The sequence below is a fragment of the Streptomyces sp. NPDC052910 genome (genome assembly GCF_055585605.1).
Genome location: NZ_JBVJJR010000006.1, coordinates 563860 through 582123 on the forward strand (window position 1 = coordinate 563860; position 18264 = coordinate 582123).

The 18264-nt window shown below is 71.6% G+C and carries 13 protein-coding genes and 3 pseudogenes; 5 read left to right on the forward strand and 11 right to left on the reverse strand.

Annotation, left to right across the window (positions count from 1 at the left end):
• Nucleotides 1-118: 118 nt before the first annotated feature.
• Nucleotides 119-442, reverse strand: a pseudogene (locus tag ACZ6X9_RS23945) (epoxide hydrolase N-terminal domain-containing protein); the annotation flags it as partial.
• Nucleotides 443-476: 34 nt separating this feature from the next.
• Here ACZ6X9_RS23945 and ACZ6X9_RS23950 point away from each other — a divergent pair.
• Complete coding sequence (locus ACZ6X9_RS23950; protein WP_469780043.1) at nucleotides 477-1403, forward strand: LysR family transcriptional regulator; 927 nt, start codon at nucleotides 477-479, stop codon at nucleotides 1401-1403.
• Between the two features lie 238 nt (nucleotides 1404-1641).
• Nucleotides 1642-1940, forward strand: a pseudogene (locus ACZ6X9_RS23955) (NF041680 family putative transposase); the annotation flags it as partial.
• Here ACZ6X9_RS23955 and ACZ6X9_RS23960 read toward each other — a convergent pair.
• Nucleotides 1937-2674, reverse strand: coding sequence for an SDR family oxidoreductase (locus ACZ6X9_RS23960; RefSeq protein WP_469780044.1), 738 nt, complete (start codon nucleotides 2672-2674; stop codon nucleotides 1937-1939). The pseudogene ACZ6X9_RS23955 and the gene ACZ6X9_RS23960 overlap by 4 nt on opposite strands.
• Nucleotides 2675-2750: 76 nt before the next feature.
• On the opposite strand from ACZ6X9_RS23960, the gene ACZ6X9_RS23965 reads away from it, so the two are divergent.
• Nucleotides 2751-3146: a MerR family transcriptional regulator gene (locus ACZ6X9_RS23965; protein ID WP_469780045.1), complete on the forward strand. Its 396-nt coding sequence runs from the start codon at nucleotides 2751-2753 to the stop codon at nucleotides 3144-3146.
• Between the two features lie 720 nt (nucleotides 3147-3866).
• On the opposite strand, the gene ACZ6X9_RS23970 is transcribed toward ACZ6X9_RS23965, so the two are convergent.
• The 5 genes and pseudogenes from ACZ6X9_RS23970 to ACZ6X9_RS23990 all read right to left on the reverse strand — a co-directional run bounded on the left by ACZ6X9_RS23970 (nucleotide 3867) and on the right by ACZ6X9_RS23990 (nucleotide 9621).
• The gene (locus ACZ6X9_RS23970) at nucleotides 3867-4286 is read right to left on the reverse strand and encodes a hypothetical protein (protein ID WP_469780046.1); all 420 of its coding nucleotides are present in this window, start codon (nucleotides 4284-4286) and stop codon (nucleotides 3867-3869) included.
• Between the two features lie 373 nt (nucleotides 4287-4659).
• Nucleotides 4660-4755, reverse strand: a pseudogene (locus ACZ6X9_RS23975) (IS5/IS1182 family transposase); the annotation flags it as partial.
• Between the two features lie 985 nt (nucleotides 4756-5740).
• Nucleotides 5741-6739: a PLL family lectin gene (locus ACZ6X9_RS23980; protein WP_469780047.1), complete on the reverse strand. Its 999-nt coding sequence runs from the start codon at nucleotides 6737-6739 to the stop codon at nucleotides 5741-5743.
• A 1000-nt stretch (nucleotides 6740-7739) separates the two neighbouring features.
• Complete coding sequence (locus ACZ6X9_RS23985; RefSeq protein WP_469780048.1) at nucleotides 7740-9245, reverse strand: MFS transporter; 1506 nt, start codon at nucleotides 9243-9245, stop codon at nucleotides 7740-7742.
• A gap of 88 nt (nucleotides 9246-9333) precedes the next feature.
• Nucleotides 9334-9621, reverse strand: a complete 288-nt coding sequence (locus ACZ6X9_RS23990) for an NADPH-dependent FMN reductase (protein ID WP_469780049.1) — start codon at nucleotides 9619-9621, stop codon at nucleotides 9334-9336.
• Nucleotides 9622-10327: 706 nt separating this feature from the next.
• On the opposite strand from ACZ6X9_RS23990, the gene ACZ6X9_RS23995 reads away from it, so the two are divergent.
• Together ACZ6X9_RS23995 and ACZ6X9_RS24000 are read left to right on the forward strand one after the other, a co-directional pair.
• Nucleotides 10328-11128 (forward strand): hypothetical protein, encoded by an 801-nt coding sequence (locus tag ACZ6X9_RS23995; RefSeq protein ID WP_469780050.1) that lies wholly within the window; start codon nucleotides 10328-10330, stop codon nucleotides 11126-11128.
• A 370-nt stretch (nucleotides 11129-11498) separates the two neighbouring features.
• Complete coding sequence (locus ACZ6X9_RS24000; protein WP_469780051.1) at nucleotides 11499-13754, forward strand: MMPL family transporter; 2256 nt, start codon at nucleotides 11499-11501, stop codon at nucleotides 13752-13754.
• Between the two features lie 37 nt (nucleotides 13755-13791).
• Here ACZ6X9_RS24000 and ACZ6X9_RS24005 read toward each other — a convergent pair whose 3' ends face one another.
• From ACZ6X9_RS24005 to ACZ6X9_RS24020, 4 genes are read right to left on the reverse strand one after another with little or no spacing between them, the layout of a single operon-like run.
• Entirely contained in the window at nucleotides 13792-14955 is a 1164-nt protein-coding gene (locus ACZ6X9_RS24005; protein WP_469780052.1) for a GNAT family N-acetyltransferase, read from the reverse strand.
• Nucleotides 14956-14993: 38 nt separating this feature from the next.
• A complete protein-coding gene (locus tag ACZ6X9_RS24010; protein ID WP_469780053.1) occupies nucleotides 14994-16220 on the reverse strand; it encodes an aminotransferase class I/II-fold pyridoxal phosphate-dependent enzyme in 1227 nt (408 codons plus the stop codon).
• On the reverse strand, nucleotides 16217-16600 hold the full coding sequence (locus ACZ6X9_RS24015; RefSeq protein ID WP_469780054.1) for an acyl carrier protein: 384 nt from the start codon (nucleotides 16598-16600) through the stop codon (nucleotides 16217-16219). The genes ACZ6X9_RS24010 and ACZ6X9_RS24015 overlap by 4 nt, the downstream gene beginning before the upstream one ends.
• Before the next feature lie 10 nt (nucleotides 16601-16610).
• On the reverse strand, nucleotides 16611-18065 hold the full coding sequence (locus ACZ6X9_RS24020; RefSeq protein ID WP_469780055.1) for an AMP-binding protein: 1455 nt from the start codon (nucleotides 18063-18065) through the stop codon (nucleotides 16611-16613).
• Between the last annotated feature and the right edge of the window lie 199 nt (nucleotides 18066-18264).

Sequence of the window (18264 nt, forward strand, 5' to 3'; positions counted from 1 at the left end):
CCGGCGAACAGCTCAGGTTGCTCCAGGGCGGCGAAGTGGCCGCCCGCGGGGATGTCGTCGTTGAGCCCGGCCACCCGTGCAGCAGCAACAGGGGGGTGGCGTCGGGGCGGGGCGAGCGCACGTGCATGAAGTGGAGGCCGAGACCGTCGATGGTCGTACGGAACTGGCCCAGCTCGTTGAGCCGCCGCTCCAGACCGCGCCAGTCGTATCCGGTGGCCCAGTACTTCAGCAGTTCCTCAAGGCGCTCCCGCTGCACCCCCTGGCGGCCGTCCGGCGCCGTCTCCCGGCCGGCAAGGCGTACCCGGTGCAGCCGGTCCTTCAGATCCTCCAGGGCGCTGTCCGGAATGTCGATACGAAACGGTGTCACGCTGTCCGACGTCATGGTCACCACGGTGCGTCCGCGACGAGCACGCAGTCCAATGATTGTTCCGAAACACGTCATACGGTCTGCGTATAAGGCCAGTTAGGGTGGGGTGGTGTCCGAGCGCTTCCCCGCACCCGTGGACCTCGACCTCCGGCTGGTGCAGTGCTTCGCGGTGGTCGCCGAGTACCGGCACTTCGGCCGTGCCGCCGAGGCGCTGCACACCACCCAGCCGTCGCTGAGCCGACAGATCCGCCGCCTCGAACGGCAAGTGGGCGTCCGCCTGCTCGATCGCACCACGAGCGGCACCCGGCTCAGCGAGGCCGGCGAGGTCTTCCTGCCCCAGGCCAAGGGGCTGCTGCGTGCTGCGGCCGAAGCGATGGCCCGGACCCGGGCCGCGGCCCGGCCCGGCAGTATCACCGTCGGCTACACCAGGGGGCTGGTCGTCACCGCGGCCGTACGGGCCCTGCGCGACCGCGATCCCGACGCCGAGGTCCACACCCGCCTGCTCGACTGGAACGACTCGCGCGGCGCGCTGCTGGAGCACCGCGTCGACGCGGTGGTGACGCGCCTGCCGTTCCCCACCGACCGGCTGCGTGTCACCGTCCTCTACGACGAACCGCGCGTGCTGGTCGTGCCCCGAGACCACCGTCTGGCCGGCCAGGAGTCCGTCACCCTCGACGACATCGCCGACGAGCCGATCCCCCATGTACGCCAGTCCGACTCGTTGCTGAACGCCTACTGGCGGCTCGATCCCCGGCCCGACGGGCGCCCCGCGCCCGACGGCCCCCTGGTCGAGGCCCTCGAGGACAAACACGAACTCATCGCCGCCGGGCAGGCCGTGGCCATCGGGCCGCCCCTCGACCACGCGACCGGACTGCATCCCAGCCTCACCACCGTCCCCTTGCGCGGGGTCGAACCGAGCCAGGTCGTACTCGCCACCCGCACCGGCGACCGCAGCCGTCTGGTCACCGCTTTCCGCAAGCACGCCGAAGCTCTGCTGACCGGAACCCACCGTGCGGGACCGACCCGCACGGCGTGATCAGCGGCGGCTCGCCCTCATACACAAGCGACCACGGCCCTGTCCGGCTCGATCTCCTCCACTCCACGGGATGGCCCCTTGGCCGCGGTCTGCTCATTCCCGATGGTGCTGTCCACTACGCTCCTTGCCCTTCCCTTGCACCACGGGTTTGTCCGTGATCGAGAACACCTCGCGCGGGCTCGGAGGATCCGCAGTCCCCGTCCTCACCGGGCGGGGCGGGGTGGTGGCCGGCGCCTATGCCCGGCTCCGGCTCGCCCGACCGCTGGCCCCCGACCTCCGCAGGCCCCGGGAGAAACCCACCGAGCCGAACAGACTGACACCCACCCGCGTCCGCGGAGGGTTCGAAAACTGCACGTGAAGGCCGGCTCACCAGCCATTGCACCCACACCATCCCGCCCCGGCCCCGGAAGGCCGCCGGGTTCGAGGAACCGCCGCCCGGCCCCACGCCACGGCGTGGGCAGAGTCGTTGCCACCGGCGAGGCGTTCAGCCGTCCAGCGCACCACAAGGCCCGAACCAAACCACGTCGTACTGGCTAAACGACGAACTCATGCTTGGCGGCGTCGCGCACGGACAGTTGCGGGTACAGGTGGGCCGGGTCCTCGCCGAGCCGGGACTTCCACTGGGCCGTCCGCCCGTCGGCCAGTACTTCGAGGGAACCGGCCTCAAGGCCGTCCAGCGCCGCCCTGGAGATCACATCGGGGGCCGATTTCTCGTCCTCGACGCCGGCCATCATGTCGGTGTCGACGCTTGCCATGGCCAGCGCCGTGACCTGGGTGCCCTGACCGGCGAGTTCGTACCGGATGCCGTTGGTCAGGGCCCAGGCCGCAGCCTTGGACGCCCCATAGCTGTTGGAGTGCTCATACGCCATCCACGCCATGACCGACAGCACATTCAGCACGGCACCACCGCCATTGGCGCCCAGAACCGGCGCGAAGGCACGCACCATACGCAGGGTGCCGAAGAAGTTGGTCTCCATCTCCAGCCGGATGTCCTCCTCCGCGCCGTCGGTGAGCCGGGCGAAGGTCGACACTCCGGCGTTGTTGACGAGCAGTGTCGTGTCGTCGGCCAAAGCCGCGGCCCGGATCACGGACGCGTCATCGGTGACGTCCAGCATCAACGGGATGACACCGGGCGCTGGGAGGACGGTCTCCGGCCGGCGAGCGGCCGCATAGACCTTTTTGACGCCTCTGCGCCGCAACTCGGTGACGAAGCTGTGCCCGATACCACGGTTCGCCCCTGTGACCAGTGCGATCTCGTTTCGAATGTCCATGCCCGCTACGCTAAAACCTCACGCTGACGTGAGAGTCAAGCGTCGGAAGGAAAGACTCGGAGGGAAAGACGGGGCGATGAAGATCGGAGAACTGGCGCAGCGGGCCGGTGTGAGCGTGCGCGCGTTGCGCTACTACGAGGAACAAGGTTTGCTCAGCCCGGAGCGCACACCGTCGGGACAGCGCCGCTACACCGAGGGCACCGTCGAAATGGTGCGCCTCTTCCAGCAGTTCTACGCGGCCGGCCTGAGCAGCCGTTCCATCGCGACATTGCTGCCCTGCGTGAACAACGGGCGCGTCACCGCCACCCAGCGCCGCACGCTGCGCGCCGAACGCGACCGCCTCGCGGCCAGGGTCGAGGAAATGACCCGCACACTGCGCCGACTCGACCAGCTCATCACTGCCGCCGACCACCCCGGCGGGGCTGCTCACAGCCACCCGCCGAGGACTGCGACCAGCACGGTCGCTTCGTAACGGACGGCGGGGGTTGTCGTATCGCGCGGCTACAGCCCCGTGGCGCTTGAGGCGATTGATCCCGTATCCGACCGCGTGACGTTCGCGGTATACGGTCGTGTCGAACTTCGGCGGCCGACCGCTCCGGGAGCCGAGTGTCCGGTGGTTGGTGACACGGTCCGCGGAGACTGGGATCGTTGCCTTGTTCCCGCGTCTACGCAGGTCGGCCGGTTGCAGCGGGAGTCGTACGCCTCTCGGCCCGGACTTGGTCCGGTCGTTTGCGCGGTCTGTCGCATCCGAGCCGGGGCACTCGAATCGCCTCCAGGACCGGCTCGAACCACGGGGAAGCTGCTGCCCGGCCGTGACCAGGGGCTCGAGCACCGGTCCGGGCCCGCCACCGTATGCCGTCCATCAACTGCCGCCGCGTCCGCACCGGCGGACGGCCCGGCTTGATGTCCTGCGGCAGCAACGGCTTCAGGCGAGCCCACCAGCCCGTTCGTCACATCTCCACGCCCAGAGAGCATGACCATCCACGACCGAGATCCACTTGTATGACAGGCCGTAGCCAGCAGCAAGATCGTGGACCGCTTTCCGAGGTTTGCGAACCGGCGCTCCGACATCAGGTTCCTCATTGAGGTCCGTACGCCACGCCCAGTGGAGCGCCCGCACCGCCGGTCCGCTGCCGGGACCGGCGGGTTGTCGCCCTGGAAGGGCAAGTGCCCCGGAGGGCGGAACGCTCGGTCAGCAGCAATTGGGGTAGTCCCAAGGCGTCCAGTCCGCCCCGGGGACGGAGCGCGTCCTGCCCACCAGGGCGCCGTTGCTGTTGTGGAGGGTGATGGCCGTTCGCGATGTGCCCGGCTGGTCGGTCACGGTGACACGGCTGGTGGCACGGGCGGAACCGAGAGGATCCGGCATGCCCAAGGACACCCATCCCGTCCACCGCTCGTCCTTGGTCCAGCGTGTCCACACCGCGTAGTCGGCGCCGATCACGAACTGTTCCTTCTCACCGTTCGGGAGCGCATGTTTCGTCACGCCGTAATCGCATATGTACCTGCCTCCGCCCCCTGTGGAACAGACGTCGGCCGCCTGCGCCGGTGTGACGGCCACGGCCATTCCTGCCGCGGCGGCGACGGCGACGACGACGGCTTTGAATCTCTTCACCCTGAGCACCCTGTTTTCTCGATCTGGATCCGTCGGAGGGCCGACTGCTCCGGCCCGAATATGACGTTCCGTCAGCTTACCGCCGTCGCACAGCCGTTGATGACCTGCGTTTTAGGGCATCTTCGACATCGTCATACAGTGCCGCACCCCACCACCGATCCTGCACGCCGTGCGCCTGCTCGCCGAGCATTCCGTGAGTGCCGCGCCCGCCGCGGTGTGGGTACGGAAGGAGAGGCCGATTCCGGCCTCGGACACCGTGTGCGCACGAGGGCCGGTGCGCGGAGTGCGTACGGGGCCGGGTGCGCGGTGTGCCGCGCGGGCAGCGTGCCCCCCGCGAGAGGACAGTCAAGTGGCCTGGGGACTGTCCGGCGGGTCACCCGCGCAGCCGGCACCGGATCGCGGCGAGGGCGACCGTGCCGTGGAATACGTACGCTCTCCTGTCGTACCGGGTCGTCACGGCGCGGAACCCGAATCGTGTGGGCAGGTCCCGCCACGTCGGGGAACGGCATGCCGACGATGTGGCCGAATACCGCGCCGCCGTCCTCCAGGCACCGGATCGTCTCGCCCGTGGGCCGCCACATCGTCGGATCGCCGAGCATCAGCGCCGCGGACCGCGCGGGTACCGGCGCGTCCGTCCGCAGTGGTTTCCCCGCCGCCGGAACGCGCGACGCCCGCCGACGGGCCCGATACGACAGCGGCGGGCCGGCGGTTCGCGTGCCCTGGTCGTCCCGTCATGGTGACGCGGACGGCCTCCCGGCCGCAGACGCCGACGACGCCCTCTGGTCACCTGTCGGACGACATGGCTTGCTCGTGCCCGAGAGGACGGCGACCCGATGAGTGACCACGAGTGACCCCGGCGCACTCACCGACGAGGAACTGACCGCGATCGAGGAACGCGTCGCGGCCGCGACCCCCGGGCCCTGGCACGCACGTACGTACGACAGCTCGACGACGACGCCGCCATGTGTCTCGTCGCCGTCGGCACGGCCCCCGACACCGAGCGCGGGGAACGCCGGCCCGACTTCGATCACGGCACGATTGCGGCGGCCACGCTGGTCCAGCGGCCTCGGTACGTGGACGTGGACGTGGACTTGGACGTGGCGGACGAACGGTGGGGCGAGAACGCCGACTTCATCTCCCACGCCCGCCGGGACGTCCCCCGGCTCGTCGAGGAGATCCGCCGCCTCCGCCGCCCCCGCCGCCTGCTCGCGGCCGGAGACCTCGCGTCCGGCGGTGTGTGGGCGCGGGGTACGACGCGGGCGAAGCCCCGGCCCGCGGCGAACGGCCGAAGGGTGCTCGCACGCCACGGCGCCGGTGGCCGCGCGGCCACCGGCGGACAGGTGCCGCCGAGGCCCTCGCCCCGGCGGCACCTTGCGCGGAGCTCGCGCCAGGCGCGCCGCGTCAGCAGCGCAGGCAGCCGCGCGCGACTACCCCCTTTGCGGCCGCGACGGTCGTCAGGGCCTCAGCAGGCCGTCGAACTGCTCCCAGCCCGACCACGGGCCGCCGATGGCCGTCTGCCAGCGGTGGTACGGGTTGCCGCCGCGGTTGACGCCGAAGAGTTCGACGCGGCCATCGGCGTTGGTCTCTGCGGCGACCTGGGTCAGCAGGCCGTCCATCTGCTGCCAGCCCGACCACGGGCCACCGATCGCGGTCTGCGCCCGGTGGAAGATCTGGTCGGCACCGTTGGTGCCGAAGATCTCCAGCCGGCCGTTGGCGTTGCGGGCGGCGGCGATGGAGGTGAGGGTGCCGTCCATCTGCTCCCAGGGGGACCACAGTCCGCCCAGCACCGTCTGCCACTTGTGGAAGACCGCGCCGTTGCTGTTGACGCCGAACAGCTCGATGCGCCCGTCGGCGTTGGTTTCGGCGGCGATCTGCGTCACCAGGCCGTCCAGTTGCTCCCAGGCCGACCAGGGGCCGCCGATGGCGGTCTGCCAGCGGTGGAAGACGTTGCCTGCGGCGTTGCTGCCGAAGATCTCCAGTCGGCCGTCCGCGTTGCGGGCGGCGGCGATCGACGTGAGGTTGCCGTCGAACAGTTCCCAGTTCGACCACGGTGTGCCGGTGGCCGGGGTCTGCCAACGGTGGTAGATGTTTCCGGCGCCGTTGACGCCGAACAGCTCCATGCGCCCGTCGGCGTTGGTCTCGGCGGCCACGGCGCGCAGTCCGCCGTCGAACTGGTACCACGGCGTCCACGCGGTCCCGGGGCGGCCCTGGTAGCGGTGGAAGACCGCGTCCCCGCTGTTGGTGCCGAAGAGTTCCAGGCGCCCGTCGTAGTTGCGGGCGGCGGCGACGGAGGAGCCGAAGACGGTGGCGCGGACCTGCCGGTCCGCGGCCGCGGGGCCCGGCGCGGCGCCCACGGCGGCCAGGGCCGCGACGGCCGCCACCATGACGCCGAGCAGCCGGCCGAGGCGCCCGTGCCGTCTTCGCGGCCGCTCCGGCCTTCTCAGTGGTCTCATCACTCGATCGTCCTTTCCTGTCGGGAAACGGATCCGATCAACAGCACTGCGCACTAACGGAGTTGTGGGGCGCGGCTGTTCGGTGCGAAACGCTGCGCACGCTACAGCCGGTCCCCACGCCCCGCCCAGCGCCCCGCCCCCCGCCGGAGCTCTTTCCGGCCGGATACGGGACGACGGGCCACCGCGGCGAGCGGCCCGCGTAATCGCCCGCGAACACCTCCCCGACGAGACCGACGGCCGCACGCCGGAAGTACGGCGATCCCGCCGCCCCTCGACGACCTGACCTGGAGGCGGTCTCGCCGGGGGGCCGGTGCCGGAGGCGAACGGGGAGGGGGGCGGTCGGAGTGTCGGCGGGTTCGTCCGGTGTCGGCTTGTTCGACGGCTTGCCCGGCGTGGTGGTGGGCGGGGTGGTGGGCGGATCGGTCGGCTGGTTGCTCGCGGGACGGCCGGGGAGTGTCGGCCAGGGTGACGGTGACCGGTGCGCCGGGCTTCGCGGTGATCCTCACCGGCTTGGCGTCCATCCGGTAGCCGGCGGGGGCCGTGGTCTCCGTGGCCGCGTACGCGGTGCCGGTGCGGAAGGAACCGGAAGATCGGACAGGAGCCGGGCCAGGCGCGTCACGTGGTAGCCGGCTTCCGTCGCCACCAGCACGTCCCGGTCCGGATTGAAGGGCGCTTTGAGGCTTTCGGCCCCTTCCGCACGAGTCGCCCACGCCGGGCGTACGGTCACGGACCTCGCGACGGGGGCAGTCGCCCGAAAGGACCGGCGATCACGAAGCCGGGCGCGGACGGGCCCGTCGGGGAAGAGCCGCGGATGCTCGGCACCCCGGATCGGGTAGTGCGCGAAGTCCGGTGCATCCCGGTGAAGTTGTCCGTCGCGGACCACGGCCGCCTGGCCCTTCTCGTTGTGGCCGGTGATCACACGGCGGGTCGCCCTGGCTTGTCTCCTGGTGGCGTTCGGAGTACGGCCCACGGCCTGTGACCGCACGCGGGGCGGCGGGGGTCAGGTGTGATCGGCGTTGGTTCGGCTGCGCCGGTGCCGGGCGTGGGCCTCGGGTGGTGCGGCGCGACGCGGACGGTGGGTGATCAGGACGGTGGAGGTCAGGGCGGCGAGGGCGAGGATGCCGACGGCCCACCACATGGCGGTGGTGTAACCGTGGACGAGGGCCTCGGCGTGCAGGGGGCCGCCCGGCCGCGTGCCGGGGTGCCGTCGGGTATAGGTGGCGGTGGAGCTGGTGGCGAGGGTGTTGAGCAGGGCGGTGCCGATCGCGCCGCCGATCTGCTGGGAGGTGTTGACCATGGCCGAGGCGACGCCTGCGTCCTGGGGTGCCACGCCCTGGGCGGCCAGGCTGAAAGCGGGCATGAACGCGGTGCCCAGGCCCAGGCCGATGACCAGCAGGCCGGGCAGCACCACGGTGGTGTAGGAGCTGGTGGGGGTGATCCGGGTGAGCCAGGCCAAGCCGACGGCGGCCAGCAGGAAGCCGGGGCCCATCAGGGCGCGTACCGCGACGCGGGGGGCCAGGCGGGGACCGATCCGGGTGGAGCCGGCCACCATGCCCAAGGTCATGGGCAAGAAGGCGGCACCGCACCGCAGGGGGCTGAAGCCGAGTACGTTCTGCAGGTAGAAGGTGAGGAACAGCAACAGGCCGAACATGCCGATCACGGCCAGGCCCACCGCGAGGTAGACGCCGCCGCGGTCGCGGTCCCACACCACCCGCAGCGGCAGCAGCGGGGCTTTGAGCCGGCTCTCCAGCACCGCGAACGCGGTCAGCAGCACCACACCCGCGCCGATCAGGCCCAGGGTGGGCACCGAGGACCAGCCGTGCGTTTCGGCCGTGGACAGCCCGTACACCAAGGCGACCAGCCCGAGCGAGGCCAGCAGCACCCCGGGAACATCCAGGCGGGCACCGCGCGGGCGGTCGGCGCCGCGGCCGGGCAGGAGGGCCGACGCGCCTGCGGCGGCGACAACGGCGAAGGCGATGTTGACCAGCAGGGTCCAGCGCCAGTTCAGGTACTGGGTGAGCACCCCGCCCAGCAGCAGGCCGATCGCGGCGCCACTGCCAGCCAGCGCACCGTAGATGCCGAACGCCTTGGCGCGTTCCCTGGTCTGGGGGAACATCACCGAGATCAGCGACAGCGCGGCCGGTGCCAGCAGCGCGCCGAAGACGCCCTGCAGGGCCCGCGCACCGATCAGCATCGCGGTATTGACCGCTACCCCGCCCAGCGCGGAGGCGGCGGCGAACCCGATCACACCGGCGACGAAGGCCCGCTTGCGGCCCCACACGTCGGCCAGGCGCCCGCCGGCCAAAAGCAGCCCGCCGAAGGCAAGGGCGTAGGCGGTGACCACCCACTGCCGGGCGCCGTCGGAGAACCCCAGGGCGTGCTGGGCCGAGGGCAGGGCGATGTTCATGATCGTGCCGTCGAGGACGACCATGAGCTGGGCCAGACAGACAAAGACCAGCGCCGTCCAGCGCCGGGGGTCCGCCTGCGCGGGGGTGGACACGGACATGGCGACTTCCTTGGTGAAGAGAGGTGGAGCGGGACGGCCCCGGGCCAAAGGGGCACCACGGCAGACCGGGGCCGTCCCGCGGCTCGGGTCAGGCGTAGGGGTGGGTCTCGCGGGCGGTGCGCAGCGCGCGGGCCCACCAGGTCAACTGCTCCAGCAGGCCCTTGGCCGCGATGTCGCAGCCCTCGTCGGTGGGGCGGCCTTCGGCGTCGAACCGCTCGTAGCAGTTGGCGAAGGTGACGACCTCGCGGATCGGGGCGGCGTGCAGCTCGCCGAGAACCAGCCGCAACTGCTCCACGGCCCGCCGCTCGCTCGCGTGGGTCGACGGCACAGGCAACGCGCCGAGTACCGACGCCGGGAGGGACCGCACGGCATGCATCACCAACACGGTCGCATCGGTAGTCGCGTTGCAGGAGTGGTGCAGCGGTCAGCCTGCACTCCAGGGCACGCGATGGCTGCTATGCCCGTTCCAGCTTGGGTGACATGCACCTCTCCCCCTCGCTGACGGGGTGTTTTCGGGACGTTGTACGTTGACATGGTCCCGGAAGGCATTCCAGCACCTTGGGCCGATTTCTCGTCTGCCATGAGCTGATTCGCGTGCCGGCGCTTCGGTAATTACTGGGAAGCGATGCTTCGCCAACCCCACCGTGACGATCGGCCGGGCCTCTCCTCCGTGCCGTCCCCCAGCGTGCACAACGCCGGCTGCTCCCCGAGGGGCCGTCTTCCTCACCCATCTCGGTAAAGCCGCGTCGACACCCGCTCAGCCGGTTCCGCACCTACCGCCGCCGACCGCCTGCCGTCGTCGCGGCCATGGCCGAGTTCGGCACCGACCCCGGCGACGACTGCAGCACGAGCTGTTTGAAGATGGAACGCGCGCCCGAGCGCCCCGTCACACCGCAGGTGCAGGCCCGAGCATCACGCTCGGCTACTTGTCACCTGGTCGGCTGCTCGTTAACGGCACCTCGAGTACCAGCTTCAGAGCGTGCTGCTGGACCGCGAGTTCGAGCGGATTGTCGAGACCCGCCACCAGGAGTACGCGTACCTGAAGGCCGCTGCCGCCAAGGCCTCCGCGGAAGCCGCGGGCGGTGGGGCCCTGGGGGGTCCTCGGGCACGTCCTCGGGATCGTCTCCGCCGCCACCGGAGTCCTGGCGATGGTACCGGTCCTGACCCTGCTGGCCGGTCCCATCGCCCTCGTGACGGCGACCGGTGCCCTGTCCGTCAACACCGCCAACACGGCCATCGAGGGTGACTGGGGCGCCGCCGCGATCGTCGGACCGGGTGCCGACGTCCTCGTCGCCCTGCCCGTCGTCGGCGCGCTCGGCAAGGCCGCGCGGGCCGGCAACCCCGCCATGCGCTCGGCCGGCCGGGCGAGTGTGGCCGTCCGCAGCGGCGGGCGCGCCTTCCTCGCCGCGACCGGGGGCGCCACCGCCGCCGAGGCCGGGCTCATCGCCGACTACCTCGGCACCGCGGGCGCCGAACTCATCGGCGCGAGCGCCCGGCAGGGCAAGGTCGCCGGGAAGGTGATCGAGGGCACGGTCACCCTGGCCACCGCGATCCCCACCAGCGTCGGCCTTCTCGCCGTCCGAGCGGGACACTCTGACAGCGGCGTCAAGCACGTCCTTCTCCCGGCTCGGGCCACCCGGCCGCGACACCCAGGACATCCGCGCCCCGGCAGGTCCCTGGGTGGCCGGCATCGAAGAAGCAGGGAGGTCGGCGACGGTGACCTGCTGCCCAGTGCGCGCCGCACCAGCAGCACAGGTGGCCCGAGAGCCCGCGCACGTTCGGCACCTGCGGATCGTCCGCCGAGGGGCAAAAAAGAAGCCTCTGACCTGTGGCTTCCCGCTGATCAGAGGCTCCCTTCGCCGTGTCGAAACGGCGGGATTTGAACCCCCGCCCCCTTGCCCCCCAGTCAAGCAGGCACCCGTCGCTGTGATGCCAACGGCGAGGATGTCGGATGTAACGGCCCTCGCCCGCGCCCTCGCTGAGGAGACGGGCGCCCCCGAGGACGGCCCCGCCTGCGCCGCCCTGGCCCGGTTCGCCCTGGACGCCCCCCCTCGTCGCCCACCGTCACTCCGACCCGCCGCGCGCCGCGGACGAGATCTTCCCCTGCTGGAGCGGGGCTGGAGCGGGGACAGGGCGAGCTGCCGCTGAGGAGACGCAAGGACAGGTTCGCTCTCGTTGCTGGGCCACCGCCGAAGGTCTTTTCTGCGCCTTGAGTAGAGGTGACGCGGCCAACGCGTCGTCGTTGTTCCGGGCATGGCGAGGTGCACTCCGTGGAGCGTCCGGCCGGGCAACCGCGTCCAGCACTGGGCCTGGTGGACCCTGTCAGTGGCCTGTGTCGTCGTCGGGTTCGCGGCCTGGGCGGTGGCGGGGGCCGGTGGGCGGCTCGCGGCGGAGAGCTCCGTACCGGACGGGGCGCCCTCGGTGCGGGCCGAGGCGCTGCTGGCCTCGCGGTTCGGGGTCGGTGACCCTCAGTTGGTGCTGCTTGCCACTGCTCCCGGTTCCGTGGACAAGCCCGCGGCCGCCCGGGCGGGGCAGGCCCTGGTGGCCGGGCTGACCACGGATTCCCGTACCGAGTGGGTGCGCGGGTACTGGCCGTCCCGGGTGCCCGGACTGCGTACGCCCGACGGGCACCGTGCTCTGGTCCTGGTCCGTTTCCGCGGTGACGAGCGCGTGGCGCGGGAGGCGGCGGACGAGGTGGCCGCCACGTACACGGGGCGGAAGGCGTCGACAGGGCCCTTGCGAGTGGTGGCCGGTGGGGAAGCCATTGAGCTGTCCGAGAGCGAACGGCTCAGCGAACACGGGCTCCACGTGGCCGAGATGGTGGCGGCGCCGCTGGTCCTGGTGGTGTTGCTCTGGGTCTTCGGGAGCGTGCCGGCCGCCGTGCTGCCGGTGTTCGTCGGTGCGTTTGCCGTGCTCACGGCCACGGCTCTGATCCGGTTGCTGGACTTCGTGGCACCGGTGTCGTCCTTCGCACTGAGCGTTGCCACGGCCCTGGGGTTCGGACTGGCGGTGGACTACAGCCTGCTCCTGGTCTCCCGCTACCGCGAGGAAGCGGCAAAAGCGGAGGCAGCGGCGGAAGCGACGGCAGCAGCGAAGGCGGAGAAAGCGACCCGAGCAACGCAAGCGACGGTCCGGATGCCGGCTCGGGTGGTGCCGGTGGCCCTGCGGACAGCCGGGCGAGCCGTGGCCGTCTCGGCCGGCACCGTGGCGGCCGCCCTGTGCAGCTTGCTGGTCATTCCGCTGCCGTTGCTGCGGTCGCTCGCCCTCGCGGGCGGCGTGGTCGTCGTCACGGCTGCCGCCGGGGCGCTGGTGGTGGTGCCCGCACTGCTCGTCCTGCTGGAAGAACGCATCGACCGGTGGGACGTGTTCGCCCGGCTGCGCCGGGCCGGGTGGCGGGACGGGGACTCGGGGCAGGGACAGTGGGCGCGGCTGGCGCACTGGGTCGCGGAGCACCCCGTCAGGATCGCCGTGGCCGGGTGCGCGCTGCTCGTCCTGCTTGCCGCGCCGTCCCTGCAGGTGCGGTTCGGAATGTACGCGTACAGGACGCTGCCGGCGTCGTCGCCTGTCGCCGTCACGGCCCATGCCTGGCGTGAGGACTTCGGTGCCACCGCTGTGGCGGGCGGCCCGCATGTCGTCCTCCCCGGGCTGCACGCGGGCAGGGTGCTCGACGGTTATGCCCGCACGCTGTCCCAGGTCCCCGGTGTGGCCCGGGTGGACACGGCCACCGGCACCTACCGTTCGGGGGCGCGGCCTGCTGCACCGGCGCAGCAGGCCGCGCTCTTCGACAACGCCTACGGCAGCCGGCTGGAGGTGCTTCCCCAGTCGTACGCCCGTGATCCGTTGACGCCCGAGGGAAGTGGACTCGCCCGGCGGATCCGCGCGGTGAGCGCGCCCGTGCCGGCCGCAGTGGCCGGGGCGGGGGCCCAGCTGGCGGATGCGGAGGAGGCGTTGACACGACGCCTGCCGCTCGCCGCGGGGCTCGCCTGTGGTGCCGCCTTTCTCCTGCTGCTGCTCTACACCCGCAGTCTGCTGGTACCGGCCAAGGCTCTACTGCTCAACGGGCTGAGTCTCGCGGCCACCTTCGGCATCCTCGTCGCCGTGTTCCAGCAGGGCCTGCTGCCCGGGGTGTCCGGAGCCGGGATCACCGATGTGCTCGTCCCACTGATGTTCGCGGTAGCCTTCGGCCTCTCCATGGACTACGAGGTGTTCCTCCTCTCGCGGATCCTGGAGGAACACCGCCGCGGCGTGCCGACCCCGCTGGCCGTGGCGGCCGGGCTCCAGCGCACGGGGCGGCTGTTCACCTCGGCCGCACTCGTCTTTGCCGTTTCCATGTCCTCGCTTGCGCTGGCCGGGCTGTTGCACCTGCGGGTGGTGGGCGTGGGCCTGGCGGTGGCCGTGCTGCTGGACTGCACGCTGGTGCGTGCTCTGCTCGTACCTGCTGTCATGCAGCTAGCAGGCCCGCTGAACTGGTGGTTGCCCGGGACGGGCAAGGGCCCGGTGTCCGGCTAGGGGGCCGTCGCCGTCCCTCGCCTTCGTCAGTCACGTGTCACAGCGGCTGTCGGTACAGCCGGTACGTCCTGGACCGCCGGGCGCCTATCCGGGCGATGGCGGCGTTCATGGCCGTGTTGTCCTCCAGTACCCAGGAGAACTCCCAGGTGCTGTAGCCGAGCTCGCGTGCGGTCTGCATGCTGCGCGTGTACAGCAGGGCGTCGAGCCCCTGGTTCCGGTAGGCGGTCTTCACGCCCAGAGCGAGCGTCCGGCCGCGGTCGATGTGCCGGGCGGCACGGGCGGCACGGAGCAGCCCGAGGGGCAGGCCGAACCGGGTGAGCCGTCCGCCTGCCGCCTTCAGGGCCTGGTTGGCGTCGGGCACCGACAGGGCGAAGGCCGCCGGGTCGCCGCGTACCTCGGCGATGAGGGCGAGTTCCGGCCGGACGATGCGCCGGAGCTGGGCGGCCAGGTAGCGGAACTCCCCTTCCGTGGGAGGTGTGAACCCCCAGTTCCGCTCCCAGGAGGCGCTGTAGATCTCCCACACCCGGCCGGTTTCGGCATCGAAGTCGGCCAGGTTCAGCGGCCGTACACGCACCTCGCCGCGGTCCTGTGCCCATCGCGCGATCCGCTCGACCAGGGGGTCGAGGTTCGTCCCCCTGGTCCATTCCCAGGCCCACAGGTCCTTGGCCTTGGTGAACCCGCAGGAGTGCAACAGCCGGTCGTGGTACGGCGGGTTGTACGGCGTGAGGACCACCGGAGGCGAGCCGAAGCCGTCCACCAGGGTGCCGCACTCGTCGTGGGTGGTGAAGCCGACCGGGCCGGTCATGGAGGTGAGTCCGCGCTCGCGCAGCCACTGCCCGGCGGCGGTGAATAGCGCGTCGGCCGCGAGGAGGTCGTCGGTGCATTCGAAGAGGCCGAAGAAGCCGTCGGTCACGCCGTGGTGTGTGTTATGGCGGGGGTTGTGGACGGCCGCGACGCGGCCGACCGGCTTCCTTGCCCGGTATGCCACGAAAAGCTCGACGGCACCGGTCTCGAAGAACGGGTTCCTGCGAGGGTCCAGGAACGCCCGCCGTTCCCTCTCCAGAGGCGGGACCCAGCAGGCGTCACCGTCGTAGAGCCGGTACGGCAGCCGAATGAACGTCTTCCGCTCGGCGGCGCCGCGGACGACACGGACACGGAGGCGTGCTGGTGGCGTCGGCGCGCCCGGGGACGGAGGCGGCACGGGGGCCGGGGTGGCGGCCGCCGGTTCACCGGCCGGTGTCACTGCGCTGCCTCGGTGAGGACCTCGGAGATCAGGCGCACGGCGTGGGCGATGTCGTCCTCGGTGTGTGCCGCCGTGACGCCGAGCCGCAGGCGGGCACCGCCGATGGGAACCGCCGGGGGAAGCAAGGGGCAGACGAGCAGGCCGCGGTCGGCAAGCCGCCGGGCCACACGGCCGGTGAGGTCCATCGGGCCCACGGGCACCACCACGACGTGGGCCGTCGAGCCGGCCGTGTCCACGCCCGCCGCCGCCAGGGAGCGGCGCAGCGCTGCTGCGTTGTCGTGCAGTCGGCGCCGCCGTTCGTCGCCTTCCCGGAGGAGGACGGCCAGTGCCGCGAGAGACGCGCCGACGGTACCGGCCGGCAAGCCGGCGGAGAGCAGGTACGACCTCGCGGAGTGACGGAACAGCCGGACCAGCCGGGTGCCGGTGCAGACGAAACCGCCCGAGGAGGCGAATGCCTTGGTGAAGGTGCCGGTGAGCACGTCGACCCGGTCCCGTACCCCGAGGAGTTCGGCGGCGCCGCGTCCCCGGTTGCCCAGGGTGCCCGCGCTGTGCGCCTCGTCGACCACCAGCAGGGCGTCGTACCGTTCTGCGAGTCCGGCGATCTCGGGCAGAGGTGCGAGGTCGCCGTCGGCGCTGAAGAGCCCGTCGACGACGATCAGCCGCCGTCCTGGCCGTCCCGGCGGCGGGCCGGCTGTGCGCAGCAGGGCCGCCAGGTGCTCGGGGTCGTTGTGCCGGAAGGAGTGCACGGTCGCCCCGGACAACTGGAGGCCCATGGTGATCGACTGGTGGTTGAAGCGGTCGGCGAAAACGAGATCGCCCGGTCCGGCCAGGGTGCCCAGGACACCCATGTTGGCCTGCATCCCTGTCGGGAAGAGCAGCGCTCCCGGGTGACCGGACCAGGCAGCCAGGGCCTCTTCCAACTGCTCGTGCAGCGTGGTGTAGCCGCCGACCGCCTGGATCCCGTACATGCCGGTGCCGAACCGGCGGGTGGCGTCGAGAGCTCCCTGGACGACCTCCGGGTGCCGGGCGAGCCCGAGGTAGTCAGCGGACGCGAACACCGTGACCGGCCGGTCGGCGAGCATGTCGTGCGGCCGGATCCGGGCCCGGGTGACAGCCCCCTCGGTGATCACCGGGAACAGCGGGTATTCGCCGTCCTTCTGCCAGCAGTCCACTGCGCCGAGCGTGCTGTGGTGCCCCGGACCGAGTTCCGGGGGCGGCTTCATGCCTCTCCTCCGGGGCGGGCGACCACGGCCGCCTCGTGACTGCCGCGGCCCCGGCCCCCGGCCACACGGCGCCGGCGGGCCGCGTTCGCCTCGTCGGTCAGCAGGTCGAGCAGCGTGCCGACCGCGAGGCCGGGGACGAGGTGTTCGGCGAACACCGTCGTATCGAGGACCACGTCGTACTGTTCCTCCACATCGGCCACGGTCTCCGCCAACAGGAGGGAGTCCAGCCCGAGGTGTTCCAACGTCGCGTCCTCGTCCAGTGCGGTGGCCTCCAGACGCAGGCGGCCGGCCAGACGCCGCTTGACGTCCTCCCGGTCCATGAGTCCGCCGCAGTCCGCGGGCGCGGGAACCTCCTGAGCCGAAGCCAGTTCTGTCTCCACGCCGTCCTCCTCAGCCCGATCCGCCTGATCCACCCGAGCCACTCGATCCGCCTGATCCACCCGAGCCACCATGACGTGCCGCCCGGCCGGCCACCGGATCGGCCACCGGGCCGGCCCCCACCAGCCGAATACCGGCGGGCAAGTCACCCGCCAGAACGGCGGCACCCAGACCGAGCCGCCGCACCTTGCCGCTGGTGGTCCGGGGCAGGGCACCTCGCCGGGCGAGGTAGATCTCGCTCACCGGCACGCGGAACTCCCGGAGCACCGCCATGCGGGCGGCGTTCGCCAGCGCGCTCTCGCGCTGGGCGTCCACACCAGCTCTGCGTACGGCCGACAGTTCCAGAAACAGGACCAGGTCCTCGGCCACCGCGTCCTGCCGGGCCACAGCCACCGCGGCGACCGCACCCAGGTCGTCGCGGGCGACGTCGAGGACGGACTGCTCGACGTCGGCCGGGGCCAGCAACCGCCCCCCGTGTTTCAGGGCTTCCTTCGCCCGGCCGATCACATAGAGCTCCCCGTCCCGTACCGCCCCCAGATCCCCGGTCGGCACCAGCCCATCGCCCCCGGCCGCCGGGTGTGCCGTCCCGTCGGGGCCCACGATGAGGCGGGCCGCTGCCGCGCCGCCGATCCGAATCTCCCCCACCCGGCCGTCGGGCGCCGGCTGCCCGTCGGGAGTGACGATACGTATCTCCGTGCCGTCCACCGGCGGGCCATGGCCGATCAGCTCCCGCACCTGTTGTCCTGGTGCGTGGGGACGGGACGCCGGGACCAGCCGGCCGCTCTCCAGGGCGGCGGCGTCGAAACGGCCGACGGCCGAGGGGACCAGAGGGGGCCGGCACGCGACCGCGACGCAGTTCTCGGCCAGCCCGTAGGCCGGCATCAGGACATGACGGCGCAGGCCATAAGGAGCGAACGTCTCCTCGAACCGTTCACAGAGCCTGGGCACGATCCGCTCGGCGCCGACAACGGCGGCGGTCACTGCGGACAGGTCGGTGCCCGCGAGCCGGTCCCGGGCACGTTCGGCACGTCGGGCGGCCATCTCGTACCCGAAGGGCGGAGCGCCGATGTGGGTGGCCCGGAACACGCCCAGTTGCTCGATCCAGGACAGCGGGTCGCGAACAAACGCGCTCGGTGTCATCTGCCGGAACGCAGCTCCCGGGTACAGGCTCCCCCAGAAACACCCGATCAGCCCGAAGTCGTGGGAGAGCGGAAGCCACGACACGCACCGCGAGCCCGCCGTGCGCCCCAGGCGGCGGGTGAGGGCGGACAGGTTCGCGGCCAGGTTACGGTGGGTGATGACGATGCCCCGGGGAGCGGCGAGGCTGCCGGAGCTGAATTGGATCAGAGCGGGCGCGTCCGGAGCCGGTTCCGGCGGAAGGGCGCGCCGTACGTCGCCGGGTGTCTCGGCGAGCGGCAGATGCTGCGTCCGAAGCCCTTCCGCGCGGGTCTCGTGCGGACCGGCCACGGGCACGCCTGAGGACAGATACCACCGCGCTCCGCTCGCCCGCAGTGCCGCCAGAGCGCGCAGCCGTTCCTGGGAGCCCGCTCCTGTGCGTACACCGAGCGGGACTAGGCCGTTTCTTTCGGATCATCTGATCGTTGATCCGGTGTGCCGTTGACAGACGCGCAGTGGGCGCGGATTGAGCCGCTGCTGCCGGACCGGA